Genomic DNA, 23,428 nt, shown 5'->3' with positions numbered 1-23,428 from the left:
TGCCGGGATCCGGCGTGCCGCGCTGATGAGACTCAGACGTTGTGGTCGATGCCGCGCGATGACTCGATCGGGCCTTCCGCCGGCGATCGACTCGTCAACGATGTATGCCATCTGACCATCCTTTCTTGAGTTCTCGAAGTTTTTGGGGACTGCCTCTAAAGTCCGGTGGTGTGTCTGCCGATTCCTCAGGCTGCAGTCACGCAGTCAACACGAGGAGAGGTAGGTACCACGAACGATATGAAGCTGGCCTAGCCCCAGGAGGTTCCTGCGGTGATGCCCCAGGAGGTCCCATCGGTGAAGCCCCAGGACGTGCCGTCCGCAATGCCCCACGAGGTGCCGTCGGTGATGCCCCAGGATGTGCCAAGCTTGTTCATGATGTTGATAACTCCCAATTGATGTAGATACGAGCCTTGCCCGCGCTGCAACGCGGAGAAGGTGGACTTGTTACAGCGAGCACTTTGCATATAGCTCGCTGTGCCTAGTCCTGTTGTAGCACGGTACTTACGCAATGTGAAGCACCGAGTCCGACTTTCTCCTGTCCAAATGGCCAGACATTGACCCCCACAGAACCCACCACCGAGGACCGCCGGCGCGACCTGCGCCTGGTGGGTCTTGCCGGTCTGGCGCTGGGGCTGTCGGCCGCGTTGGCCCTGGCCACAACCGGGCCAGCACTCGATCTCTCGGTCGAGCAGGCGGCGGCGGGCGTAGTCGGGATGGGGGCGCTGCTGTATGCCGCGGAGGCCTTCAAGCTCACGATTCAGTATCGCGACCAGAACGTGGCTTCCACGCTCTCCATGGTCCCGATCATGATCGGCCTGGTCTTCCTGGGACCCGTAGTGACCACCGTGGGGCGGATCATCAGCACCCTGGCGTACTTCGGCGTACGCCGCCGGCAGCCCGTCATCAAGGTGATCGTGAACGGCTCCGCTGCGGTGCTCGAGGTGTGGGTGACCGCGGCCGTGCTGTCGCTGTTCGGATCGTTCGGCGACCGCCTCCTGGAGCCCGGGGGATGGCTGGCGATCGGTGGCGCCGGCATCGTCGGTGGGCTGTCCAGCGCGTTGGTCGTCGTTGCGGCGATCCGGCTCTCGGTCGGTCCGCTGCAGGACGGTGCGCTTAGCCAGGTCTTCACCGGAGTCTCCATCAACGCCGTCATCGAGGTCCCGCTGTCCGTCCTGGCCGTCGCCATGATCGAGCTGAATTTCGCGACCGTGGTCCTGCTCGGTCCCTTCGTGTACTTGCTCGCGACGACGAACCGGCAGCGGCACCTGCTGCAGGACAACCTGCGGGACGTCAAGGGCCTGTACGGATTCATCAGCGCTCTGTCGACGGCGAAATCGGTAGAGGAGGTCGTCCGCAACTCGCTCATCCAGGGGAAGCAGATCTCCGGCGCCACGGACGCCTGGCTGGTCACCCTGCAGGACACCACGGCGATCAAGTGGCGACTGGAGGACGACCAGGTCGTGCGGGAGCCGCTCGACGCACTGTCAGGAGCCGCGTTCCTACATGCCGCCCAGCACGGGGCCCTCTTCGAGCACGACGACGTCATCGACGTGTCGGTTCGGGGTGTCCTGGGCGCACCGTTCAGCCAGGTGCTGGTCGGTCCGTTCAACGGCAGTCAGATTCGCGGCGCGATCGCACTGGTCGACCGCGTCAGCGACCAGCCGCTGTTCCACACCGATGACATCGAGTTGGCGGTCGCCCTGGCCGGCCACGCCGGCACGACGCTGGGCAGCACGCACCTCTTCGATGTGGTGCAGCGTGAGTCCGCGCGCCGCGAGCGCCTGGCGCTGCACGATGCCTCAACCGGGCTGCGCAACCGCAACGGCCTGCTGGAGGACCTGCCGACGCTCCGTGAGGGTGCCGTCTTCGCCGTCGGCATCAACGACCTTCGTGCCTTCGGGACCAGCTTCGGCCACGAGGTGTCTGAAGCCGTCGCCATCGCCGTCGCCAAGCGACTGGACGACCTCCGCGAGGACGGCGTCCGGGTCGCCCGCATCAGCTCCGCCCAGTTCGCGGTCACCGTCTCGGGTGCCTGCGACCCCGCCGAGGCCGACGCCTGGGCCCGACGCATCGTCCGCACCGCCTCCGGTCCGGTCGAGACGGGCGATGTCGAGATCAACGCCGGCGTCCGCGTGGGTGTCGCCCTGGCGCCACAACACGGCACGAACATGCGGGACCTGCTGCGCGCGTCCGATCGTGCGCTGACCGAGGCCTACCGTGAGGAGTTGGCCACAGGCTGGTTCGAGTTCGAACGTGACCGCGAGACCACCCGCCGCCTTGAGCTTGCCAGCGAGCTGCGCGTCGCCATCGAGAACGAGCACCTGCGGCTGGCCTACCAACCGAAGGTGGAGCTGGCGACCGGCCGCGTCGTCGGTGTCGAGGCGCTGGCCCGCTGGCCGCACGCGCAGCGTGGCTTCATCAGTCCGCTGGAGTTCATCGACATCGCCGAGCGCACGGGTCTGATCCGACCCCTGACGCTGTGGGCCACCCGCACGGCCGTGGAGCAGTGCGCCAAGTGGCGCGAGGACGGCATGGACATCAGCGTGGCCATCAACCTCTCCAACGCCGCGCTGCAGGGGTCTGACCTGCCGTGGGAGATCGTCAACATCGTCGAGGAGTACGACCTGCCCCCGGGTGCGGTGATCATGGAGATCACGGAGTCGCAGATCCTGGATGAGTTGGACGGACAGTCCGGTGCGCTGTCGGTCTTCAACGCGGCTGGCATCCAACTCTCCGTCGACGACTTCGGCACCGGGTACTCCTCGCTGGCCCACATGAAGCGACTCGAGGTGCAGGAGCTGAAGATTGACCGGGCCTTCGTGACCAACATGGGTGTGGATGCCGTCGATCGCTCGCTCACCAGCGCCATGATCTCCATGGCCCGGGAGTTGGGCCTCCGCGTCGTCGCGGAGGGTGTTGAGGACGAAGCTGCCCTGGCACTCCTGCAGGACATGGCCTGCGATGTCGGCCAGGGGTACCTGTTCGAGCGGCCCCAGCCGGCCAGTGAACTGCCGCGAGCCGTCGCGGAACTCGAGGCCACCCTCAACGGCAACGTCACCCGACTGCAGCGCAAGACGATCTAGACGGTCCGCACGTCGCCGGTTGTCGTCGGGCGATGTCGCGGGGGTAGGGTGACCGCCATGGACTTTGGCACCACCGACCGCGTGCGGGATCTGCAGGGCCAGATCTCGGACTTCATGGACGAGTTCGTCTTCCCGAACGAGAGCCTGTTCTACGAACAGATCGCGGAGTCAGGCGACCCGCACCACCACCCGCAGATCATGGAGGACCTCAAGGCCAAGGCCAGGGCAGCTGACCTGTGGAACCTCTTCCTCCCCGAGAGCGAGTTCGGTGCCGGCCTGACCAACCTCGAGTACGCGCCGTTGGCCGAGCTGATGGGCCGGGTGTCCTGGGCGCCCGAGGTCTTCAACTGCAACGCGCCCGACACGGGCAACATGGAGGTGCTGGCCAAGTACGGCACCCGGGCGCAGCAGGAGCGCTGGCTGATGCCGCTGCTCGAGGGGCAGATCCGCTCCTGCTTCTCGATGACCGAGCCGGCCGTCGCCTCCTCCGACGCGCGCAACATCCAGTCCGAGATCACTCGTGACGGTGACAGCTACGTCATCAACGGCCGCAAGTGGTGGACCTCGAACGCCGGGCGGCACAACTGCGAGGTCTCCATCTTCATGGGCATCACCGACGCTGACGCCGACCCCCATCGGCAGCAGTCCATGATCATCGTCCCGCTCGACACGCCGGGCATCACCATCCACCGAAACCTCGAGGTCTTCGGGTTCGTGGACCCGGAGGGCCACATGGAGATGTCCTTCGAGGACGTCCGAGTCCCAGCCGAGAACCTGCTGCAAGAGGAAGGTGATGGCTTCCGCATCGCGCAGGGGCGGCTTGGGCCGGGGCGGATCCATCACTGCATGCGGCTGATCGGCCTGGCGGAGCGGGCCCTGCTGGCCATGGTCACGCGAGTGGCCCAGCGGGAGACGTTCGGCCGCAAGATCTCCGAGCACGGTGTCGTCCAGAACTGGATCGCCGAGAGCCGGTGCGAGATCGAGCAGGCGCGCCTGCTGACGCTCAAGGCCGCATGGATGATGGACGAGGTCGGCAACAAGGCCGCCCGGACCGAGATCGCGGCCATCAAGGTCATCGCCCCGTCGATGGCCTGCCGGGTGATCGACCGGGCCATCCAGGCACATGGTGGGATGGGCGTGTGCCAGGACACCTTCCTCGCGCGCGCCTACGCGGGCGCTCGTTCACTTCGACTGGCTGATGGTCCGGACGAAGTCCACAAGCGCTCGATCGCCAAGGGCGAGTTCAAGCGCTACCTCAGCTGACCGGGGGTTCCGTTCGACGGACGCGCCTCAGGCCTCTGCGGGCCGTGTCTCCGTCTCGAGGCTGTGCTCGATGCGCAGGTCGTCGAGCACGGGTGGACCGGCTGCGGTGATCACGTCGGTGATCTGTCGGCCGATCAGCTCCTCGCGCTCCAGCAGGGCGTCCCGCAGGGCCTCCAGGATGTGCCGGTTGGCCTCCAGGGTCGCGTGGGTGCGGTCGTAGGCATCGCGCAGCACGCGGTCGACCTCGGGTCGGGCCACGGTGTCGTTCAGGGCGCGCCCCACGATGTTGGTGCCCGACAGCGATGACTGCTGCACCGCAGCCAGGCTTACCAGCGAGTCGCCCAGACCGTGCATCCCGACGATCTCGCAGGCCAGCTTCGTCGCTGCCGCCAGGTCGCTGCCCGGACCGGTGGAGCTGGAGCCGAACCAGATGTCCTCTGCGGCCTTCCCACCCATGGCGATGTCGACCATGTCGTACATCTCCTTGCGGGTGCGCGTGAAGATCTCCTCGGTGTCCCCGTGTGCCAGCAGGCCCAGGGCTGACTTGCGCTTGACGATCGTCAGGATCTCCAGGCGGCGGTGGCCGGAGAGGTGGGCCATCACCGCGTGCCCGGCCTCGTGGGTTGCGACGCGGAGCCGTTCCCGCTGGGTGTAGGGGGCAGGGGTCGGCAACCCCACCTCGATGTCGAGCCGGGCCTGCTGGAGGTCGTCGAAGGTCATGCCGTCGTGACCGCCCTTGAGCGACACGACCAGTGCCTCGTCGAGCAGGTTCTCGATCATGACCGGCGTGTAGCCGAGGGTCTGGCTCGTGATCATCTCACGCGCCTCCTCGGTGTCGAGGTCGGGCGAGTGCGCCTTCTTCGCCAGGTAGTAGTCGAGCAGGGCGCGACGCTGCGGTCGGGCCGGCGGTTCGAAGGCCAGTCGCTTGTCGAAGCGGCCGGGCCGCAGCAACGCGGCGTCCAGATCGTCGGCACGATTGGTCGCGGCGATGACCAGGATGTTGTGGTACGGCGACGGCTTGGCCGCGATCTGCCGGTCGTGGGGCAGGAAGGCGTTGAGCTTCTCCGTGAACCAATTGCGCACCCGGACCCCACGTGGCGGGGTGTCGAAGCTCTGCAGCTGGACCAGGAGCTCGTTGACAACCCCCGATGCGCCCTCGCTGGAGCCGAAGGCGTTGGTGATCATGCCGCCACCGGACGATGGTCCACCGACGCTGCCGAGGTTCGAACCGAAGGCCTCGGCAGAGCTGTGCAGGCAGCCGCCGCTCATCGCGTTCGCGGCAAGTGGCTGGCTGGTGGCCCGCATGCCGCCACGAGCCTGGGCGATCGCATCGATCTCCTCGATGAACCCGATGGCCCCACCCTCCTCGCGTGCCGCCTTGCGCAGCGCCGCGAAGTAGCTGCGGACCTTCCGGGCCGTCGCGCCGTACCACATCGACTGGAACGAGGTTGCGGAGACGAACAGGAAGGGGACGCCGGCCTCGTGAGCCATGGCCTTGGCCAGGTAGGTCTTGCCCGTGCCAGGAGGCCCCTCGAACATCACCCCGCGGCGAGGGGTGCCGCCCAACTGGCTCCGATAGACCTTGTGGGCCATGAACGTGTTGAGCGTCCGGGTGACCTCATCGACCACATTGTCCAGGCCGACCACGTCAGAGAAGCCGGTCTCGATCTGATCGGGTGCAACCCTGGCGTGCGGCGATCGGCCGCTCATCAGCGGCATGGCGACCATGATGCCGATCGCCAGGATGATCACGATCGGCAGGACCCAGATGACGGCGTCCTCGGTCAGGGTCGGCACTTGGAAGAAGTTCAGGCCGCGGCCGTCGATGATCCGCCACCACAGGAACAGCAATGGACCGGAGAGGCCGGCCGCCAAGAGCTTCAGCCGGCGGATGCGGGCCCGCTCCCGGGAGGCCCCCACGTCCGCCTGATGGGAGTTGAGCAGTCCACCCCCGAGGGTCGCAGCCAACGTCCCAGCGGCGGCGAACGTCGGGCCGGATGGGGTCGTGGCGCCCGTCTCCGAGCTCTGGTCCGCGTGCGCATTCGGTGACTGCTTGGATGCCATACGTGCTCCGTACTCGGTGTGGTGCTGCGCTACAGAGCGCAGGCTCTTTCTACAAACAGTAGCCTGCCCCATTACGCCGTGTAGGGAAAGGAAGAACGTCGGTTCAATTTCCGACCCTGCGTGAGTTCGTGTTCGCATCAGCCGACCTGGCAGGCTGACGGCGTGCGGCGACGGATCGTGGTGATCGGCGCGACCGGCAGGACCGGGCGCATGGTCAGCCGTGAGCTCGCAGGCGAGGGCCGATTGCTGCTCGTGGGCCGCTCACCGGAGTCGCTCGGCGCCCTCGGCCGCGAGCTCGACTGTCCCGTCCAGGTGGCCCGGTTGGAGGAGCTGGGCGGCGTCCTCGAGCCGGGGGACGTCGTCGTCTCCACAGTTGGTCCCTACGACCTCGTCGGGGACCAGGTCGTCACCGCCGCCATCGCGTCGGCCTGCACCTACGTGGACGTGACCGGTGAGCCTCGCTTCCTGGAGCGCATCTATGACGATCACGGTCCGGAGGCCGGCCGACACGGTGTGATGCTGCTGCCGGCTGCGGGCTATGAGTTCGTGCCCGGTCACCTCCTGGCGCACCGGGCGGCTACCGCGGCTCGTGGGGACGCCCGGACGGTGGAGATCGCCTACCTGGCTGACGGCGGTCTGCAGGCCGGAAGCGCCTCGGGACGGCGCTCGTTGGTTCGAGCGATGACCCGCTCGACGCGCACCTTCCGGGACGGCATGGTCCGCCGGGAGCCGGTGGGGGAGCGCCGGTCGTCGTTCCGCACCACGGCGGGACGCCGATCGACGGTCTCGATCGGCGGCGCGGAGGTCTGGACGCTGCGGCAGCACTTCCCCGAGCTGACGGCGATCGACGTGCACAGCGGCTGGTTCGGTCCCCTCGGGCCGGCGGTCACCGTGGGTGGGCAACTGACCCGGCCACTGCGCCTGGTGCGGGGCGACTGGGTGCTGGACCGGGCCTTGGCACTGCTCGGTGACGGTCCGGAGGAGGGGCTGGCGGAGGGGACCAGCCGGTTCGTGGCACGCTGCCGGGACGAACGGGGCCGCGTCATCACCCGGCGGGAGGCGGTCGCCGGCAACGCCATCGTGCTCGCCGCCCGTCTGGCCGCCGCCACAGCGGACCGACTGGCCCAGCGGGACCTGCGCGACCTGCCGACCGGTGCCACCGACCCGATCGGCGTGTTCGGCATCGATGGACTGGCGGAGATCTGCGCCTGGGCAGGCCTCGTCGAGCTCGACGACGGCCCCTGAACGACGGGTTGGCCTGAACTGGGGCTACTGGGTGGCCTGGACCAGGGCGCTCGCCAGCACGTCGTAGCCGGCGGCGTTCGGGTGGATGTCAGGGACCGCGTCCAACATGTGGGTCGTCGCTGCCGTGGTGTTCTGCAGCGGCGTGAAGCCATCGGCCACGACGATCCCACGGGCGTCTGCCAACTCGGCCGCGATGCCGTTCAGGCGGCTGATGATGGCGGAGGACTCGGCCGCCAGGTCGCTGCCGCCGAGGCCGAGGCTGAACGGGTCGTAGATCTGCAGGAACACCACCTGGGCCGCGCCACGTGCTGCAACGAGCCGGTCGAGTATCACGGTCAGGTTGGTCCGGTAGGTCGCCAGGGACCGATTGACCCGGTCCTGACAGCCGGGGCTGGCCAGGTCGACGCCGCAGTCATCCGACTCCAGGTGGCCGAGCAGGTCGTTCGCGCCGATGTTGAGGGTGATGTAGCTGGCGGGTCGCGTGGCCAGGATGGCCTCGGCCTGCGCCAGTTGCTGGCCGGTGACCAGCGAGGTCGAGGTGGCCCCGGTCTCCCCCAGGTTCTCCAGGCCGTACGGCACCCCATCCCGCTCACTGACGGCCCGGTGGAATCGCGATACGTACCCGTCGGCCTGCCGGTCGACCCCCACCCCGGCGGCGAGCGAGTCGCCCAACGCCAGGACAACGGGGTCGCCGGGGGCCTGACGACCGTCGACCGAGCCCGGGCCGAGGACCTCCGGCGGTGCGACGACGGCGCCGGTGGCCAACTCAGCTTGGGCGCGGATTGCGGCAAGCAACTCGCCGCCGGTCAACGCCTGGCCCGCTCGCACCCCGACGACGACGAGCAGGTCGTCGGTGATCTCGATGGACTGGACCACGGTCTGCTGGTCGGCCAACGCGGCGTTGAGGTCGGTGACCGCGCCGACCACCTCTTGGACTGCGTCGCTGGCGAGCGCGGGCACACGCACGGGGCCGAAGTCCAAGTCACCCAGTTCGAGCGCCACCCCGTCGGCGGTCGTGGTCACGACGGCTGACCCGGACGCCTGCACGTCCCCGCTCTTGAAGGTCGTGGTGAACGCCACGTCGCCGGTCGGGATGCCGCTGGTCGCCGGGCTGCGAAGGTCGAGATCCAGACGGCGGATGGGAAGGTCACCGCTGGCGGCGATGCCGTCCTGGATGACGGCCTGCAGCTGGGGCTCGGTCAGCTCCAGGCGGAAGGACGCTGCCGGGTCCAATCCCTCCAGCTTGTCCTCGGCGGCCGCCAACTGGACGGCATCGGCCTGCTCCACCTCACCGGTCGTCGTCGTGACGGCGTCGATGAGGTCGAGGGCGGTGAGGGCCAGGAACCCGCCGCCGGCGAGCAGCGCCACCAGCAGGGTGAGGCCGATGAGCCTGCGCGGAGGGCCTGAAGTTCGCTGTGCGGCGATGCCGGCGGCCACCATGACGATCACGGCGACGGCGGCGAGCGGCGGGCCTGCCAGCAGCAGGACCAGAGCGCCGACGACCGTTCCGGCGAGCAGGGCGAGGACGACGAGCATGGCCATCCAGTGTCGGACGGCGAGAGCCGGCTCACCGAAGTTTGATCCGGGTCACTCGATCAGGTGGTGCCGTCCTCCGGCGTGGCCGGTGTTGACCCGCGCTCGCGGTCGCGTGCCGCTGCGATGTCGGGCTCGTCGTCGCCGAACACCTCCCGGTAGGCCTCCTCCAGGAGCTCCGGGTCGATCGGCGAGTCGAAGAACGGGTCGTTCGGCTGCATCGAGGGCGGCGGTTCGAGCGTCGGCGCGGGGGCGGCTCGGGGTGCCGGCGTCGGCCGTCGAGTCCCCGTGATGAGCGAGCCGATGACACCCAGCCCGAGTGCCACCCCGACGAGCGGGAGCAGGAGCTGTGGCTGCAGGTTGAAGACCGGATCGGCGATGGTGAGGACGCCGACGACGGTGAAGAGCAGACCGAAGACGAAGCTGATGACGTCGGGGCGGTGGCGGTACATGTGCTGGTCCTCAGGCGTGGGTCGTGTCGGCTACTGGGTGGCGCCGGGTGCGGCCGGGGCCGCTGGTGGCTCAGGGGCGTCGCGCGGCTCCGCACCTTCCGCGCCCGGCGGTTCGGGGACGTCAGCGGAGCCAGACGTCTGGGGCTCGACCAGGGTTCCCTGGCTCTGCCGATCGACCGTGATCTCGCCGATCAGGCCGCTGACGTCCAGTCGCAGGATCCCGTCGGCGCTCGGGACCTCGTCGTCGGCGTCGATCTCGAGGTCCGTGCCCTCGTACTGCTCGCCGAGGACCGACACCTGGCCAGCACCGAGCGAGCCGTTGACGAACACGGTCACGTCGTCGGGCACGGTGACCCGCAGCTCTCCGACCACGATGCTGGCCATGACGTCAGCCTCCGCACCGTCGAGCTCGAGATCGCTGAGGTCGAGCCGGTTCTCACCGATTGTCCAGTTGTAGCTGGGTTGCAGTTCGCTGACGTCGGCGGCGGCTGCGCGGGTCTCACCCACGCCCGAGCCGAGCGTGATGTCGCTCGCCGCAATTGCATTCGAGATGAGCAGGGCGCCACTGGCCAGCAGCCCCACGACGATCAGCCCACGGGCCCGACCGAAGAAGGTTCCGACGAGGAGTCCGACACCCGCGACGGCGATGGTGATGCCGAGCAGGCCGCGTGCTCCGAGTGTGATGACACCGAGGCTCCACAGCAGCACCGCCAAGCTGACCGCGACGATCCAGACGCCGAACGTGAGCCGGCCGAGATACGACTTCGGCCGCTTCGATCCGTCCCGGTGCGTCTTCGCGTCCTTGGTCCACGCACCGGCGTAGGGCTCATAGGCCGACTGCGGTTGCGGTGGCGTGGCTGGTCCGCCGGGTCCGGCCGCGGGCGGCGGGGCGACGGGTTGCGGCGGCGTCGCGGGTCGAGTGGAGGAGTGAGGGCCTGCAACGGGGAGTGCTGGGGATGGGGGAGGCGCCGGTGGTGGTGTGGTCCAGGGGTTTGCGACGGGCACGCCGGGCTGGTTGGCGTGCGGCTGGCGAGGCTGGTGTCGTGGCTTGTCGTCGTTGAACAGCAGGATCCCGAGGCCGATCAGGGTCGCGGCCAGAACGGTGCGTCCGCCGAACACGTCGATCTGGCCCAACAGGCCGGTGACGGCGATGATCGCGACGGCCGCGATCAGCAGCGAGCGGCCGTCGCGAGCACGAGTGGGGGCGCTCAGCGTCGTCTGCGTTGCCGTGGAGGCTGGCATGAGCCACCAGGCCACCGCGTACAGCGGAATGCCGATCCCAGTGGTCAGCGTGAGCACGATCAGCCCGATGCGGATGAGCGTCGGGTCGATTCCGAGATACCAGCCGATCCCGGCGGCCACACCGGCGACCTTGCCCTGGTCGGTCAAGCGGACCAGTCGCTTGGGCGGCCCGCCGGCGCCCGGTGTGGGTGCAGGTGGTGGCGGAGCTGGGATTCCGGTGGTGCTCATGGTCTTCACCTTGGCGGGACTGACCTGTCCTGTCGATCAGGGATGACCCTGACAGACCCCTGACAGGGAGCTTCCCCATGGTCTGGCGTGCCCGACGTGGAACAGTAGTGACATCAGCTCACCACCCGCGCCTGCCGCAGCAGGACCACCCCCCTCGGCGGAATCCTCCGGTGCCGCCGGGTCCCGCCTGCTTCCGCGCAGCGCCGGGCTGGTCCGTCTGGAGGACGACGGGGTCACCGGCGGTGTTGCTGCCGGCATCGGGGCCTGGCTCGGCGTGGACCCGCTCATCGTCCGGTTGGCGTTCGTCGTCCTGAGCACCGCTGCGGGGGCTGGTGTGCTGATCTACCTCTTCCTGCGGGTGTGGTTGCCGGCGGAGGACCCCGCCAACCCGGTCCCGCGCAACGAGCCCACCGTCAGGCACGCGGTGGCCGTGGCGCTGGTCACGCAGGGACTGATGCTGCTGTTCGGAAGTGCCGGCGTGTATCTCACCGACGCCCTGTCGGTTCCCGTGGGCCTGGCTGCCATCGGGTCCGGGCTGGTGTGGGTCCGCGCGTCCGACGACGAACGTGCCGTGTGGCAGAGCACCCTCACCAAGGCCATCGGCGATCGCGAACTGCCCGACAGCCGCTCCTTCGGGACCATCCGGCTGGCCGTGGGTGGCTGCCTGGTCGCGGCCGGCATCATCGCCTTCTTCATCTCCTCCGATCTCGTCACCGGACTCGGCGCGCTGACGGACGCGATCCTCGCCTCCGTCGTGACGCTGGTCGGTGTGGCGCTGGTGATCGCGCCCTGGCTCCAGCGGCAGGGCAGCCAGCTCTCGGCCGAGCGTCGCGAGCGGATCCGGTCGGAGGAGCGGGCTGAGATGGCCGCCCACCTGCACGACTCGGTGCTGCAGACACTCGCGTTGATCCAACGAGCCGACACGCGTGAGGAGATCACCCGCCTCGCCCGAGGGCAGGAGCGGGAGCTGCGCTCGTGGCTGTTCGGGCGCCGCCCCGACGACGCACCCACCACCCTGGGCGAGGCCATCATGGACATGGCGGGCCGGGTCGAGGACCGCTATGGCGTCTCCGTCGATGTCGTGCGGGCCGGCGAGTTGACCCTGGACGACCACCTCATCGCCATGACCGAAGCCGCCGGCGAGGCGATGACCAACGCGGCCAAGCACTCCGGCGCGGCCCGGGTGGACGTCTTCGTCGAGGTGGAACCCGAGACGGTGGCGATCTTCGTCCGCGACGAGGGTGTCGGCTTCGATGTCGACACCGTTGCCAGCGATCGCCGCGGTCTGGTGTACTCGATCGAGGATCGCATGGCCCGGCACGGCGGGAAGGCCACCATCATCTCCGACCCCGGCGAAGGCACCGAGGTGGAGCTCACGCTGCCACTGCAGGAACCGAGCGGCGGCGGCCGCACACCCCCGGAAGAACAGGACAACCGATGAGCGAGCAGATCCCCCGCGTGTTCATGGTCGATGACCACCGCATGTTCCTGACCGGCGTGCAGGCCGAGATCGGCGGACGCGTGGACGTGGTTGGTGAGGCCCAGACCGTCGACGCGGCCGTCGCCGGGATCATCGAGACCACGCCCGACGTCGTGCTCCTGGATGTGCACATGCCCGACGGTGGTGGCTTGGCTGTCATCACCACCGTCCGCAAGGACCACCCTGACGTGCAGTTCCTGGCCCTCTCGGTGTCCGACGCAGCCGAGGACGTCATCGCCATCGTCCGCGCCGGCGCCCGCGGATACCTCACCAAGACCGTTTCGGCCGACGAACTCGTGGAGGGGATCGAGCGGGTGCGAGGTGGCGACGCCGTGTTCAGTCCGCGTCTGGCCGGCTTCGTCCTGGACGCCTTCAGCGGCTCGGCACCCGCAGCAGAGGGCGCGCCGGACGAGTCGGACCTCGACCAGCTCACTCCTCGTGAGCGCGAGGTCCTGCGCTACATCGCGCGTGGGTACGCCTACAAGCAGGTGGCACGCCGGCTGCACATCTCGATCAAGACCGTGGAGAGCCATGTCTCGGCGGTGCTCCGCAAGCTCCAGCTGTCCAGCCGCTACGAGCTGACGCGCTGGGCAACCGACCGCAAGCTGGTCTGATCGGGACGCCGTCACCATGCCGTTGGTGTCGGTCATCACACCGACGCAGGCGCACAACGCCGAGCACCTCCTGGCTGCGTGGACGTCGATCGCCGGTCAGGAGCTGCCGGGGGAGTGGGAGTTCGAGTGGTTGGTCCAGGAGGACGGCCTGGCCCCGTGCCTGCGGGAACGGCTGCCGGCGGATGACCGGGTGAGATACGACGCGCTGGGTGTGCAGGCGGGGGCACCCGCGACTCGCAACCACGCGCTGGCTCGGGCGCGGGGGTCGGCTGTGGCAGGACTCGATCACGACGACCGGTACGACCCCGGAGGGCTGGGAGCGCTGCTCCGGCCGCTCATCGCCCGGCCGCTCATCGCCTGGTCGTGTGGGCGGGTCCGCTGGGAGATGGAGGACGGCTCAACCTGGACCAAGGCCGACGTCCTGGGTCCCGGCCCCGTCCCGGTGGGAAGGGTGACCGACCACTTCCTGGCCCACGACGACTTCCCCTTTCCGGCGGCGATGGCGGCCTATCGTCGAACCGAGTTGCTGGCCGCTGGTGGCTGGCCCGCCCTGGTCCGGTCAGCGGATGCGGCGCTGCTGGCCTGGTTCAGCGACCAGCACCCGGGCTGGTGGGTCGATCAGGACGTGGCCGTCTACCGGCGCTGGTCTCGGCAGAAGACCGTCCAGCCGGCCGAGTGGGCCATACGGGACCTGCCACACGTCCGCGGCTGGATCGGTCTGCGCCGGCAGGCCGCAGCGCTCAGTCGCTTGGGGGCGGGGCCCCCGCCGCCGGCGGATTGACGGCAGGCGCACCGGGAAGGCCGTCCAACTGGCTCTGCGGGGCCCGACGGTTGCCGACCAGGGCGGCGACGTTGGCGAAGCCGGCGCTCCCGGAGTCCAGCAGATCGACGGCGACCAGCAGCTCCGCCGCCTCCTCCAGTGCGTTGAGCAGGGATGGCGCACGGCCGAAGGAGTCACCCAGATGGGTGAGCAGCTCGAGGCCGAGGAAGAGGCTGGTCACCCCGACCGCGACGTCCGTGGTGCTGATCCCCGCGATCCCATCATCGCCGACGATCCGGTCGAGGGTGTCCCGCACCAGGTCGATCCAGGGGTCGAAGACGCCGGCCAGTTGATCGCGCATGTCGGGGTGGGCCGAGGTGGCGGCCAACATCTGGACCAAGACCGTGACGTGGCCCGCGTCAACGTTCTCCTTGTGCATCTCCCGGCTGAAGGCCACCAGGTCCTGCAGGGTCTGCACCTCGCCCAACCGCTCGGCGTACCGCTCGACGCGCCTGGCGGTGTCCTGCTTCGCCGCCTCCAGCAGAGCGCCCTCGACCGACCCGAAGTGGTAGAAGAGCAGCGAGGTGTTGAACCCACCGGCCTTGGCGATCGCCCGCGCGGAGGTGCCCGCCGCACCCTGGGACCTGAGGGTCTCCAGGGTGGCGTCGAGGATGCGGGCTCGGGTCTCTGCGCTCACGGGTGCCCAGCATGACAGGTCCGGCTCAACGTGCCGATCAGGCCCACCGCCCTCCCACGGTTCTGGACGTCCCGCCGGGACGGCGGCAAGGGCATCGTGGTTGCGTGGGTCAGCGTGCTCATGATCAACACTCCGTCGCACAGTCTGAATCGGGCATGATTCCCGACAGCCACTCACGGTTCGCGGAGACGGCGTGGAAGAACCGGCGGGCCGCGGCCTGCCCCACAGGGCCGGTCAGGCGCATCGCTGTCGAGCGGTACCGTGCCAGGCACCACATCACGACGATGAAGGCGTCCGGGCCGGCCCAGATCTGCCCGGTGTCGGCCACCACCATGAGCTCATCGCCGAACTCGGGGAGGTGCCCGTAGCGGGCAGCGATCTCGGGATCCGCGCTCGCCGTCAGCAGCGTGGGGATGGCGGCCTCCTGATCGGCCAACCACCCGGCGCAGCGCCGACAGAACGAGCACCCGGCGTCGAAGACGATGGTCATGTGTGTGGGGATCAGGCTCGGCTGCGGGAGGGGCCGCGCCTGGATCTCGCCCGACCCCACCGGCGCTGCGCCGGTCATCGGTAGCCGGGAGCGGCCGAAGCGCCCTGAGGCGGGAACGGGGCGTCGGTCGGCGGCGGGACGGCGTACGTCGGGGTCACGGGTGGAACGTTGCTGTCGACCTGGCTCCGACGACGGAACCAGGAGAACACCAGCAGGTTCGCGAAGTGGATGATGCCGAGCGTGAACAGCAGTTGGCCGAGCTTGACGGCGAGGAGCTCGACGGCCTCCGCGCTGGTCGTTGGTTCGCTGGTGCGGATGATCAACAGCGCCCAGCCCAGGTTCAGCATGTAGAACCCGACGACGAGGAGCCGGTTCACCGCCTGTGCCATGTCCTGCCGGTTCTCGAAGACATCGGACAGGAACACCGTCCCGTTCCGAAACAGGGTCGACGCCAGCCACACGGTCAGGACGACGGCCACGACGACGTAGATCAGATAGCTCCACAGCAACATGTGTGTTCACTCCTCCAGCTTCCTTGATCGATCGATTTGATCGAACGATCAAAACTCTAGCATGGATTTGATCAGTCGATCAATTTCGTCACTGATCGACGGGGCTACGGCTGCTCGCCGGTGGCGATCGGTCGATCAGAGCGGCACCACTGGCTCCACGAGCCCACGTACAGCCGCGGCAGTCCGAGACCGGCGTGTTCGATGGCCAGGAGTTCGTGGGCGGCGGTCACACCGGACCCGCAGTAGACGATGGTGTCCTGGTCGACCCCGAGGTCGCTGAAACGCGCGTGGAGCTTCGGCGGTGCACGGAAGTGTCCCTCGGCATCCAGGTTCTGCGCGAAGGGCGCGTTCACCGCACCGGGGATGTGCCCGGCGACCGGGTCCAGTGGCTCATCCTCGCCGCGGTAGCGCTCCCCGGACCGGGCGTCGAGGACCACGCCGGCCTCCGCGATGTGTGCGGCGACGACCGCAGCCTCCACCAGGTCGTCAGGCCACGGGATCGGAGCGCGCTCAACCGGCTCGACGGCAGGGGAGGGGCCGGTCTCGAGCGTGTCTGTGTAGCCCTGGAGACCGCCGTCGAGGAGAGCAGCGCGTTGTCCCAGCACCCGCAGGAGGTAGACGAGTCGCGCGGCGTCCACGCCCGCGCACCGGTCGTAGGCCAGGACCGTGGCATCCGGCCCCACGCCGGCCTCGGCCAGAGCGGCGGCGAAGGCATCGGGGGTTGGGAGCGGGTGTCGGCCGTCGCCCGGACCCATCGGTGCGGAGGTGAGCGTGTCCCGATCCACCAGTCGGGCACCGGGCAGATGTCCGGCCGCAAAGGCGTCCTCGGCCTGCGGTCGGGGGCCGCTCTCGACGTGCAGGATGATGACATCCTTCGGGAGTGCGGCATAGGTGGCGGCGGTCACGATCGGGCCCATGGCTGCACGGTACGACACGGGGGTGCAGATGATGTGCGGAATGGCCTGCGTGCCCACCGGGTTCTTGGTGGTCGTGCCGTGCAGACTGGCGCCCCACCGTTTCCCATGAGCGGACTCGCTCCCGACACCTGGACCTGTTAACGATGACCCGTCACTTCGACCTGGCCGTGCTCGGCACCGGCTCCGGCAACTCGATTCCGACCGACGGGATGGCCTCGTGGTCCATCGCCATCGTCGAGCCCGACGTGTTCGGTGGAACCTGTCTGAACCGCGGGTGCATCCCGTCGAAGATGTTCGTCCACGCCGCGGACGTGGCGCGTGCCGTCAAGACGGCGTCGACGTTCAACATCGACGCCACCTTCAACGGGTCGAACTTCCCCGCGCTCCGTGACCGGGTGTTCGGGCGAATCGACCCGATCGCTGCCAGCGGCGAGGCGTACCGACGCGGGCAGGAGAACGTCACCGTCTTCGATCAGCCCGCCCGGTTCGTCGCGCCCTCGACGCTGCAGTCGGGGGAGGACATCTTCACCGCCGATCGCATCGTCCTCGCAGCCGGCTCTCGGCCCTTCATCCCACCGATCGACGGCATCGAGGACGTGGCGCATCACACGTCCGACACGATCATGCGGCTTGACGACCTGCCACCGCGGCTGGTCGTCATAGGAGGCGGGGCGGTGGCGTCGGAGATGGGCCACGTCTTCGATGCGCTCGGTAGCAGGGTGACGATGCTGCTGCGCAGCGACCGGCTGCTGACCTCGGAGGAGCCGGAGATCGGTCGGGCGCTCACCGAGTCCTTCAGGGCGCGTGGGCTGGACGTTCGGAGCAACGTCACTGCCTCCGCCGCGCGGAACGTGGACGACGAGGTCGAGTTGACCCTCTCCGATGGCTCGACCATCCGGACCGACGTCCTGTTGCTGGCCGCCGGTCGGACCAGCAACGGCGACGGCATGAGCCTGGACATCGGCGGTGTGGCGGTCGATGCGACCAACCGGCCGATCGTCGATGAGTACATGCGGACCAGCGCGGGTGATGTCTGGGCGCTCGGCGATCTGGAGAGTCATCACCAGGACCTCAAGCACATCGCCAACGCCCACGCCAAGTCGATCAGCCACAACCTGCTGCACCCCGACGACCTGATCGCCCCGGTGGTGCCCAATCAGCCGCGGGCGACCTTCACGGACCCCGAGGTCGCCAGTGTCGGCCTGCTCGAGGCCGAGGCTCGCGAGGCCGGCCACCACGTCGTCGTGGGGCGCCGGGAGTACGGCGGTACCGCGTATGGGTGGGCCTTGGAGGACGAGACGTCCTTCGCCAAGGTCGTGGTGGACGCCGAGACCCGTCTGATCCTCGGCGCGCACATCATCGGCCCGATGGCGTCGATCCTGCTGCAGCCCTTGGTGCAGGCCATGACGTTCGGCCAGACGGCAGATCAGGTGGCGACCGAGATGGTGTGGCCGCATCCGGCGCTGACAGAGGTGGTCGAGAACGCGCTGCTGGAGGCGGAGTAGGGGGCTGCATACCGCGTGCCTCGTTCAGCGTGCGGACGGGTGGCGTTCAGATTGGCGCCTGCTGCAGCTCCTAATCTGAGCCCCAATGGACTTTCCCACCGCCCAGGAACTGGACCGCAGCCGCGCCGAGATCGACAGCGCACCCTCGGAGGTCGGCAGGCTCGACATGGTCGTCGCCCGGCCTGACGGCGACCGGCGCAAGGAGTTGGAGTCTGGCCGCCTCGACGGGGAGATCGGCTTGATCGGCGACAACTGGAAGACCCGGGGGAGCGCCAAGACCCCTGACGGCTCATCAGATCCCGAGCGCCAGCTGACCCTCATGAACACCCGCGTGGTCGACGCCATCAGCGCAGGCGACCGGACGCGTTGGGCACTGGCTGGTGACCAGCTCTACGTCGACTTCAACCTGCATCCCGACAACGTCCCGCCGGGGACGCGGTTGCAGATCGGTGAGGCAGTCGTCGAGATCACGTCCAAGCCGCACACCGGCTGCGCGAAGTTCGCCGATCGCTACGGGGTCGATGCCCTGCGGTTCGTGAACACGGGCGAGGGCAAGGAGGCCAACTACCGGGGTGTGAACGCCACGGTCGTCTCACCCGGAACGGTCCGCCCTGGTGATCCGGTGACCGTGGTCTGAGACGCCGGCGTCTGAGCGATTCGGGGGTGGTGCCTACGCCTTCTCGAGCGTCGGTCGCTGGACCCGCTTTCCGATCTGCTCGGCCATCAGGTAGCGCCCCAGGAGCCGGCCGATCGCTCCACCGGCAGCCAGGATGGCGGTCCACAGGATGGCCTGGGACCAGTTCGATCCCGGCGCTCCTGGGTCGACGGGCGGCTCGGTGCCGTGCGTGGCCATGTAGCGCTCCGAGATGACCCGCTTGACCACCACCGCGCTGGCCACGCCGGCCAGCGTCGGAAGGTGGTCACGGACGACGTTGCTGATGTCACTCATGTGCCCCTCATACCCGCGATGCGGTCGTCCTGAAGCGCGCGTCACGACGACCGGTCGGCGAGCCCCACTGATCCCGGCCGCAGGCCGGACGGCCTAGCCCGGCGACGCACGTGCTGGCGGAATGAGGAACCTCTCATCCTGGTCTCATGTCGCTCTCTCCCGGCTGTCTCACGGTCGTGGCATGGGCCTCACCGACCTTCAGCACCGAGCCGGCCGCCCCGTCGACGCGCGCTCGCTGGCCGTCGTGAGAATTGCCTTCGGCCTGGTGATCGTCTGGGAGGCGTACCGGTATTGGGTCAACGGCTGGATCGAGTCGATCTGGCTCACACCTGCCTACCACGTTCCCTACGACGGGTTCACGTGGCTCGCGCCCCTGCCAGGCCACGGGTTGTACGGGGTCTGGCTCGGCATCGCAGTGTGTGGGGCACTGATCGCCGCAGGACGCGCCTATCGCCCGGCAGCCGCCGTGCTCGTGCTGCTGTTCGGCTACGTCTTCCTGCTCGAACGCACCCGGTACCTCAACCACTTCTACCTGATGATCCTGCTGGCAGGGATCCTTGCGGTCGTCCCGGCCGATCGCGTGTGGTCGGTGGGCAAGTCGTCTGGGATCCGGACGGTCCCCACCTGGGCTCTGTGGTTGGTCCGTTTCCAAGTCGCGGTGATGTACGTGGGCGGCGCGGTCGCGAAGCTGAACGGAGACTGGCTGGCGGGTCGCCCGCTGGACCAGTGGTTGGCCTCGAACACGGATCTCGCGCTCGTCGGTCCGTTGCTCGACGAGGTGTGGGCCGGGCGCGTGTTCGCCTGGGCGGGCCTGGGCCTGGACCTGCTGATCGTGCCGGCCCTCTTCTGGCGACCCACCAGGGTGGCGGCTCTGGTCGCCGCCGGCGCGTTCCACCTGCTCAACTCCAAGCTGTTCCAGATCGGGGTGTTTCCCCCGCTTGCCATGGCCGCCACAACGGTCCTCCTGCCGCCCGACTGGCCGGCTACGACCGCTCGAGGAGTCCGGAGCAGGCTCGCACGGGCCTGGTCAGGCGGGGTGGTCGACCGGGCCCAGGGGCCGCAACCGGAGATCCCAGGACGCCCCGATCAGCCCGTCTCAGCGCTGTTGCTCGGTCTGGTCGGTCTGTACGCGGCTATCCAGGTGGTGGTCCCCCTTCGCCACCTCGTCCTCCCGGGCGATCCGAGTTGGACCGAGGCCGGTCACACCTTTGCGTGGCACATGAAGTTGCGGGACAAGGACGCGGACATCGCGTACACGGTCACGGATCCGTCGCACGATGACGTGTGGGTGCCTGACCTGAACGAGTACCTCCAGCCATGGCAACGGGTGCGAGTGGCCGCCGACCCTGGGATGATCGTCCGCTTCGCTCAGCACCTCGGCTCCGACGCTCGGGACCGAGGCATCGCGGAGCCCGTGGTCTATGCCAACGCCGTCGTGTCCCTGAACGGTCGCCCTGCGGTCCCCCTGATCGACACCAGCGTGGACCTGCTCGACCTGGGCGATCCGCAGGACGCCGTGATGCCACACCCCGACGAGCAACTCGCTCGCTGACCGCTCCTGCGGCCGCTGATCTCGGGTGTGGAGGTGAGAGATGTCTCACGTCCCGCTCAGGCCCACTTCATGCGGGCCACGGACGCTGGTCTCATCAACCGCTGGATACCTCGCAAAGGAGCGCGAGATGAACTGGAAGAGCATCCCAACCGGACTGGTCGCTGCACTGGCCGCCTCTGCGGCCCTCGCGATCGTCCTGATCGTCGGCGCGAGTATCGCAACTGACGCAGACACGACAACACCAGAGGCCATTCGACTGGCGGGCGCCGATCGCGTCGAGACGGCCGTCCTGATCAGCCAGGAGGGGTGGCCGGACGGTGCACAGACCGTCTACCTCACCGCTACCGACGATCCGACCCAACTGAGCAGTGCTGCCCTCGAGAGCGGCCCAGTCTTCACCGTGGAACCCTGCCAACCCATCAGCGAAGCCGTTGGGGCCGAACTGAATCGTCTGGCGCCGACGAGGGTCGTCACGGTCGGCGGAGAGGCCGCGGTCTGCGACGCCGTGCTCGACGATGCGCTGGGCTGGGTTGCCATGGACGAGGTGGAGGACCCCATACAGCGCTCACCAGATGATGACGCGGGGTTCGATGATGACGCGGGGCTAGATGACGACGGCGGACTGGATGACGATTCCGGCCTGGATGACGACGACGGGTTCGACGATGACAGCAGGCTGGATGATGACGACGCCGGGTTTGGTGATGACGCCGGGTTCGATGACGACGCGGGCCTGGATGATGATTCCGGCCTGGATGACGACGCCGGGTTCGACGATGACGCGGGGTTCGATGATGACGCGGGGCTAGATGACGACGGCGGACTGGATGACGATTCCGGACTGGATGACGATGCTGGTGCGCTGCCTGCCCCGACTCCTGCTCCAGCCCCGCCGGCTCCCGCTCCAGCCCCGCCGGCTCCCGCTCCAGCCCCGCCCGCTCCGGCCCCTGCCCCTGTACCCGATGACGACGGTGGTGGCTACGACGACGATGGCGGAGGGGACTTCGACGCCGACTGACGTGACCGTCGCGACGGCTCAGACCGTCTCCTCATAGTTACATATGCATATATGATGGATTGTAGTAGTGTAGTGGGCATGCACAGCTCTCATGACCACACGCACTCACCCGACTGCCAGCACAAGGCTGTCGCCCACGATGACCATCACGACTACCTGCACGACGGGCACCTCCATCACGTCGGCGCATCCGGACTGGAGGAGCACACACTGGGCGTGGATGACACCAATCCAGCCGCGTGCACGCCAGAGCACAACTGCGACGCACACGACTCCGGACACACCCATGGCACCGATTGCGGCCACGCGGCGGTCCCGCACGGCGACCACGTGGGCTACCTGGTCGACGGCCACCTCCACCACCCCCACGAGGGTCACTGCGACTACCACGGCCGCATCGCCGCCTGACCGACACCGGTCCAGCCTTCACACACCGCCTTACACTCCCATTTCGGCCCCCTGGGCTCCCGTGCAGGGGGCTTAGTCTCGCGTGGTGCTTCGGATCAGCGGGCTCATTGCGGCGATCCTGTTGGTGATCCTCTTCGCCGCCCTGCCGAACACCTCGCAGGAACGCCGCAGCGAAGTCCCGCGTGGCGACGTCGACCAGACCCTGGTCGTCGAGCTGGATGTGCCCGAGGGCTTTGACCGGGCGGCACTCGCGGAGGTGGTGCGGGAGGTGGACGCCGACCCACGAGGCTGGTCGCAGATCGGCATTCGTGTGGAGGTGGGCGAGTCAACCACGTACCGCCTGGGCGTTGCGACAGCAGCGACCATGGCTGCGTCGTGTGCCCCCTGGCCGACCGCAGGACGTTTCGGTTGCCAAGCTGGTCCTGTCGCAATGATCTACCAGCCCTGGTGGGATGAGCCACCGCCATGGTGGGAGGGCTCTGTTGACGACTACCGCCGACGCGCGGTCAACCATGAGATCGGGCACATGGTGGGGCTGCGCAGGCACCCGCCATGTCCGGGGCCCGGTGGCCCGTTGCCGGTGATGGCCCTGCCCCCGCGCGACGAAACCCAGTGCGAGGCCCAGTCGTGGCCCGTCCAGGCCGACCTGGACGCGGCATCGGGCCTGCTCGACGGCTGAGCAGTCGATCCATGACATGATGAGCTCGTGACCGACCACGACACGCACGATCATCCTCCACGGGCGGGGGAGTGGCCGGTGTCGAGCGATGAGGAGTTGCATCGTGGTGCCAGGATCCTGAGTGCGCTCGGTGACCCCGAACGCCTGCGGCTGCTCCAGCTGATCGCGCCCGGGGAGATCTGCGTCAGCGACCTGGTCGAGACGACCGGAGCCCGGTCGACGACGGTGTCGCAGCGGCTGCGCCTCCTCCGTGATCACGACCTGGTCCGGACCAGACGGGAGGGCAAGCACATCTACTACCGCTTGACCGACGACCACGTGGTTGCCCTGCTCCGCAGCGCGATCGACCACGCCGTCGAGGTGGGCTGAGATCGCCTACGCCAGGTGATCGTGGGCCGGGTCGGGCTCGGCAAGTCCCTCGAGGATGGCGGCCAGGTGGCCTCCGATCGTCGGGTCGACGAGGTCGTAGCGAACCCGGCGTCCTTGAGCAGTGGCCTGGACGACACCGCAGCCCCGAAGGCACGCAAGGTGGTTGCTGATGTTCGCAGGGCTCGTGCCGAGGTCCTGCGCAAGTTGGGCCGGGTAGGCCGGGCCGTCGAGGAGTCGGTGGATGATCTCTCGGCGGGTGTGATCGGCCAGTGCGGTACCGAGCCGAGCCAGCCCGTCGCGAGGGACGTCAACATCCGACAGTTCATTCATCATGCGCTGAATATTTCAGTATAGGGTGTACGGTTTGG

At 68.4% G+C, this 23,428-nt stretch carries 24 protein-coding genes; 13 read left to right on the top strand and 11 right to left on the bottom strand.

Annotation, left to right across the window (positions count from 1 at the left end; translation table 11 throughout):
• Window positions 1-248: 248 nt before the first annotated feature.
• Complete coding sequence (locus C1746_RS23005; RefSeq protein WP_276309988.1) at window positions 249-374, bottom strand: hypothetical protein; 126 nt, start codon at window positions 372-374, stop codon at window positions 249-251.
• Between the two features lie 180 nt (window positions 375-554).
• Between C1746_RS23005 and C1746_RS15885 the strand changes: the two genes are divergently transcribed.
• Both C1746_RS15885 and C1746_RS15880 read left to right on the top strand, forming a co-directional pair.
• A complete protein-coding gene (locus tag C1746_RS15885; protein WP_116715489.1) occupies window positions 555-3,083 on the top strand; it encodes a putative bifunctional diguanylate cyclase/phosphodiesterase in 2,529 nt (842 codons plus the stop codon).
• A 57-nt stretch (window positions 3,084-3,140) separates the two neighbouring features.
• Complete coding sequence (locus C1746_RS15880; protein WP_116715765.1) at window positions 3,141-4,346, top strand: acyl-CoA dehydrogenase family protein; 1,206 nt, start codon at window positions 3,141-3,143, stop codon at window positions 4,344-4,346.
• Window positions 4,347-4,373: 27 nt separating this feature from the next.
• On the opposite strand, the gene C1746_RS15875 is transcribed toward C1746_RS15880, so the two are convergent.
• A complete protein-coding gene (locus C1746_RS15875) occupies window positions 4,374-6,410 on the bottom strand; it encodes an AAA family ATPase (RefSeq protein ID WP_162867831.1) in 2,037 nt (678 codons plus the stop codon).
• Window positions 6,411-6,530: 120 nt separating this feature from the next.
• Between C1746_RS15875 and C1746_RS15870 the strand changes: the two genes are divergently transcribed.
• Window positions 6,531-7,655, top strand: a complete 1,125-nt coding sequence (locus C1746_RS15870) for a saccharopine dehydrogenase NADP-binding domain-containing protein (RefSeq protein WP_162867830.1) — start codon at window positions 6,531-6,533, stop codon at window positions 7,653-7,655.
• Window positions 7,656-7,679: 24 nt separating this feature from the next.
• Here C1746_RS15870 and C1746_RS15865 read toward each other — a convergent pair whose 3' ends face one another.
• The 3 genes from C1746_RS15865 to C1746_RS15855 are packed head-to-tail and all read right to left on the bottom strand — an operon-like array spanning window position 7,680 to window position 11,110.
• Window positions 7,680-9,191 carry an SGNH/GDSL hydrolase family protein gene (locus C1746_RS15865; RefSeq protein WP_162867829.1) on the bottom strand — a complete coding sequence of 504 codons (1,512 nt, stop codon included), beginning with the start codon at window positions 9,189-9,191 and terminating at the stop codon, window positions 7,680-7,682.
• A gap of 59 nt (window positions 9,192-9,250) precedes the next feature.
• Window positions 9,251-9,640, bottom strand: coding sequence for a hypothetical protein (locus C1746_RS15860; protein WP_116715485.1), 390 nt, complete (start codon window positions 9,638-9,640; stop codon window positions 9,251-9,253).
• 30 nt (window positions 9,641-9,670) lie between these two features.
• A complete protein-coding gene (locus C1746_RS15855) occupies window positions 9,671-11,110 on the bottom strand; it encodes a PspC domain-containing protein (protein ID WP_162867828.1) in 1,440 nt (479 codons plus the stop codon).
• 82 nt (window positions 11,111-11,192) lie between these two features.
• On the opposite strand from C1746_RS15855, the gene C1746_RS15850 reads away from it, so the two are divergent.
• Genes C1746_RS15850 through C1746_RS15840 form a run of 3 tightly spaced genes read left to right on the top strand, consistent with a single transcriptional unit; the run spans window position 11,193 to window position 13,985 of the window.
• Complete coding sequence (locus C1746_RS15850; RefSeq protein ID WP_338066485.1) at window positions 11,193-12,551, top strand: ATP-binding protein; 1,359 nt, start codon at window positions 11,193-11,195, stop codon at window positions 12,549-12,551.
• On the top strand, window positions 12,548-13,204 hold the full coding sequence (locus tag C1746_RS15845; protein ID WP_116715482.1) for a response regulator: 657 nt from the start codon (window positions 12,548-12,550) through the stop codon (window positions 13,202-13,204). The genes C1746_RS15850 and C1746_RS15845 overlap by 4 nt, the downstream gene beginning before the upstream one ends.
• A gap of 25 nt (window positions 13,205-13,229) precedes the next feature.
• A complete protein-coding gene (locus tag C1746_RS15840; protein WP_162867827.1) occupies window positions 13,230-13,985 on the top strand; it encodes a glycosyltransferase in 756 nt (251 codons plus the stop codon).
• Here the strand turns inward: C1746_RS15840 and C1746_RS15835 are convergent.
• From C1746_RS15835 to C1746_RS15820, 4 genes are all read right to left on the bottom strand, one after another.
• Window positions 13,945-14,661 (bottom strand): TetR/AcrR family transcriptional regulator, encoded by a 717-nt coding sequence (locus C1746_RS15835; RefSeq protein WP_162867826.1) that lies wholly within the window; start codon window positions 14,659-14,661, stop codon window positions 13,945-13,947. The two genes, C1746_RS15840 and C1746_RS15835, sit on opposite strands and share 41 nt — an antisense overlap.
• 124 nt (window positions 14,662-14,785) lie before the next feature.
• Window positions 14,786-15,229: a DCC1-like thiol-disulfide oxidoreductase family protein gene (locus C1746_RS15830; protein WP_116715479.1), complete on the bottom strand. Its 444-nt coding sequence runs from the start codon at window positions 15,227-15,229 to the stop codon at window positions 14,786-14,788.
• Window positions 15,226-15,663: a hypothetical protein gene (locus C1746_RS15825; RefSeq protein ID WP_116715478.1), complete on the bottom strand. Its 438-nt coding sequence runs from the start codon at window positions 15,661-15,663 to the stop codon at window positions 15,226-15,228. The genes C1746_RS15830 and C1746_RS15825 overlap by 4 nt, the downstream gene beginning before the upstream one ends.
• 104 nt (window positions 15,664-15,767) lie before the next feature.
• Window positions 15,768-16,580, bottom strand: coding sequence for a sulfurtransferase (locus tag C1746_RS15820; RefSeq protein WP_116715764.1), 813 nt, complete (start codon window positions 16,578-16,580; stop codon window positions 15,768-15,770).
• Window positions 16,581-16,723: 143 nt separating this feature from the next.
• On the opposite strand from C1746_RS15820, the gene C1746_RS15815 reads away from it, so the two are divergent.
• Both C1746_RS15815 and C1746_RS15810 read left to right on the top strand, forming a co-directional pair.
• Window positions 16,724-18,085, top strand: coding sequence for a mycothione reductase (locus C1746_RS15815; RefSeq protein ID WP_116715477.1), 1,362 nt, complete (start codon window positions 16,724-16,726; stop codon window positions 18,083-18,085).
• Window positions 18,086-18,170: 85 nt separating this feature from the next.
• Window positions 18,171-18,722 (top strand): MOSC domain-containing protein, encoded by a 552-nt coding sequence (locus C1746_RS15810; RefSeq protein WP_116715476.1) that lies wholly within the window; start codon window positions 18,171-18,173, stop codon window positions 18,720-18,722.
• Window positions 18,723-18,755: 33 nt separating this feature from the next.
• Here C1746_RS15810 and C1746_RS15805 read toward each other — a convergent pair whose 3' ends face one another.
• Window positions 18,756-19,034: a DUF4235 domain-containing protein gene (locus tag C1746_RS15805; protein WP_116715475.1), complete on the bottom strand. Its 279-nt coding sequence runs from the start codon at window positions 19,032-19,034 to the stop codon at window positions 18,756-18,758.
• 181 nt (window positions 19,035-19,215) lie between these two features.
• On the opposite strand from C1746_RS15805, the gene C1746_RS15800 reads away from it, so the two are divergent.
• The 5 genes from C1746_RS15800 (at window position 19,216) to C1746_RS15780 (ending at window position 23,060) form a co-directional block, all read left to right on the top strand.
• Window positions 19,216-20,586 carry an HTTM domain-containing protein gene (locus C1746_RS15800; protein WP_162867825.1) on the top strand — a complete coding sequence of 457 codons (1,371 nt, stop codon included), beginning with the start codon at window positions 19,216-19,218 and terminating at the stop codon, window positions 20,584-20,586.
• 127 nt (window positions 20,587-20,713) lie between these two features.
• A complete protein-coding gene (locus C1746_RS15795; RefSeq protein ID WP_162867824.1) occupies window positions 20,714-21,604 on the top strand; it encodes a cell wall-binding repeat-containing protein in 891 nt (296 codons plus the stop codon).
• Between the two features lie 78 nt (window positions 21,605-21,682).
• Entirely contained in the window at window positions 21,683-22,012 is a 330-nt protein-coding gene (locus tag C1746_RS15790) for a hypothetical protein (protein ID WP_205711888.1), read from the top strand.
• An 85-nt stretch (window positions 22,013-22,097) separates the two neighbouring features.
• Entirely contained in the window at window positions 22,098-22,691 is a 594-nt protein-coding gene (locus C1746_RS15785; RefSeq protein WP_162867823.1) for a DUF3152 domain-containing protein, read from the top strand.
• 27 nt (window positions 22,692-22,718) lie between these two features.
• Entirely contained in the window at window positions 22,719-23,060 is a 342-nt protein-coding gene (locus tag C1746_RS15780) for an ArsR/SmtB family transcription factor (protein ID WP_116715470.1), read from the top strand.
• Window positions 23,061-23,066: 6 nt separating this feature from the next.
• Here the strand turns inward: C1746_RS15780 and C1746_RS15775 are convergent, their stop codons facing one another.
• The gene (locus tag C1746_RS15775) at window positions 23,067-23,393 is read right to left on the bottom strand and encodes an ArsR/SmtB family transcription factor (protein WP_116715469.1); all 327 of its coding nucleotides are present in this window, start codon (window positions 23,391-23,393) and stop codon (window positions 23,067-23,069) included.
• Between the last annotated feature and the right edge of the window lie 35 nt (window positions 23,394-23,428).

Source organism: Euzebya tangerina, assembly GCF_003074135.1.
GTDB lineage: Bacteria > Actinomycetota > Nitriliruptoria > Euzebyales > Euzebyaceae > Euzebya > Euzebya tangerina.
The sequence above is the reverse complement of the archived record's forward strand: the minus strand, read 5'-3'. Positions and strand labels throughout refer to the sequence as shown.

Coding starts and splice junctions, on each gene's coding strand:
- C1746_RS23005 (WP_276309988.1), bottom strand. CDS start 374: ATGAACAAGCTTGGCACATCCTGGGGCATCACCGACGGCACCTCGTGG.
- C1746_RS15880 (WP_116715765.1), top strand. CDS start 3,141: ATGGACTTTGGCACCACCGACCGCGTGCGGGATCTGCAGGGCCAGATC.
- C1746_RS15875 (WP_162867831.1), bottom strand. CDS start 6,410: ATGGCATCCAAGCAGTCACCGAATGCGCACGCGGACCAGAGCTCGGAG.
- C1746_RS15865 (WP_162867829.1), bottom strand. CDS start 9,191: ATGCTCGTCGTCCTCGCCCTGCTCGCCGGAACGGTCGTCGGCGCTCTG.
- C1746_RS15860 (WP_116715485.1), bottom strand. CDS start 9,640: ATGTACCGCCACCGCCCCGACGTCATCAGCTTCGTCTTCGGTCTGCTC.
- C1746_RS15855 (WP_162867828.1), bottom strand. CDS start 11,110: ATGAGCACCACCGGAATCCCAGCTCCGCCACCACCTGCACCCACACCG.
- C1746_RS15845 (WP_116715482.1), top strand. CDS start 12,548: ATGAGCGAGCAGATCCCCCGCGTGTTCATGGTCGATGACCACCGCATG.
- C1746_RS15830 (WP_116715479.1), bottom strand. CDS start 15,229: ATGACCGGCGCAGCGCCGGTGGGGTCGGGCGAGATCCAGGCGCGGCCC.
- C1746_RS15825 (WP_116715478.1), bottom strand. CDS start 15,663: ATGTTGCTGTGGAGCTATCTGATCTACGTCGTCGTGGCCGTCGTCCTG.
- C1746_RS15820 (WP_116715764.1), bottom strand. CDS start 16,580: ATGGGCCCGATCGTGACCGCCGCCACCTATGCCGCACTCCCGAAGGAT.
- C1746_RS15815 (WP_116715477.1), top strand. CDS start 16,724: ATGACCCGTCACTTCGACCTGGCCGTGCTCGGCACCGGCTCCGGCAAC.
- C1746_RS15810 (WP_116715476.1), top strand. CDS start 18,171: ATGGACTTTCCCACCGCCCAGGAACTGGACCGCAGCCGCGCCGAGATC.
- C1746_RS15805 (WP_116715475.1), bottom strand. CDS start 19,034: ATGAGTGACATCAGCAACGTCGTCCGTGACCACCTTCCGACGCTGGCC.
- C1746_RS15800 (WP_162867825.1), top strand. CDS start 19,216: ATGGGCCTCACCGACCTTCAGCACCGAGCCGGCCGCCCCGTCGACGCG.
- C1746_RS15795 (WP_162867824.1), top strand. CDS start 20,714: ATGAACTGGAAGAGCATCCCAACCGGACTGGTCGCTGCACTGGCCGCC.
- C1746_RS15790 (WP_205711888.1), top strand. CDS start 21,683: ATGCACAGCTCTCATGACCACACGCACTCACCCGACTGCCAGCACAAG.
- C1746_RS15775 (WP_116715469.1), bottom strand. CDS start 23,393: ATGATGAATGAACTGTCGGATGTTGACGTCCCTCGCGACGGGCTGGCT.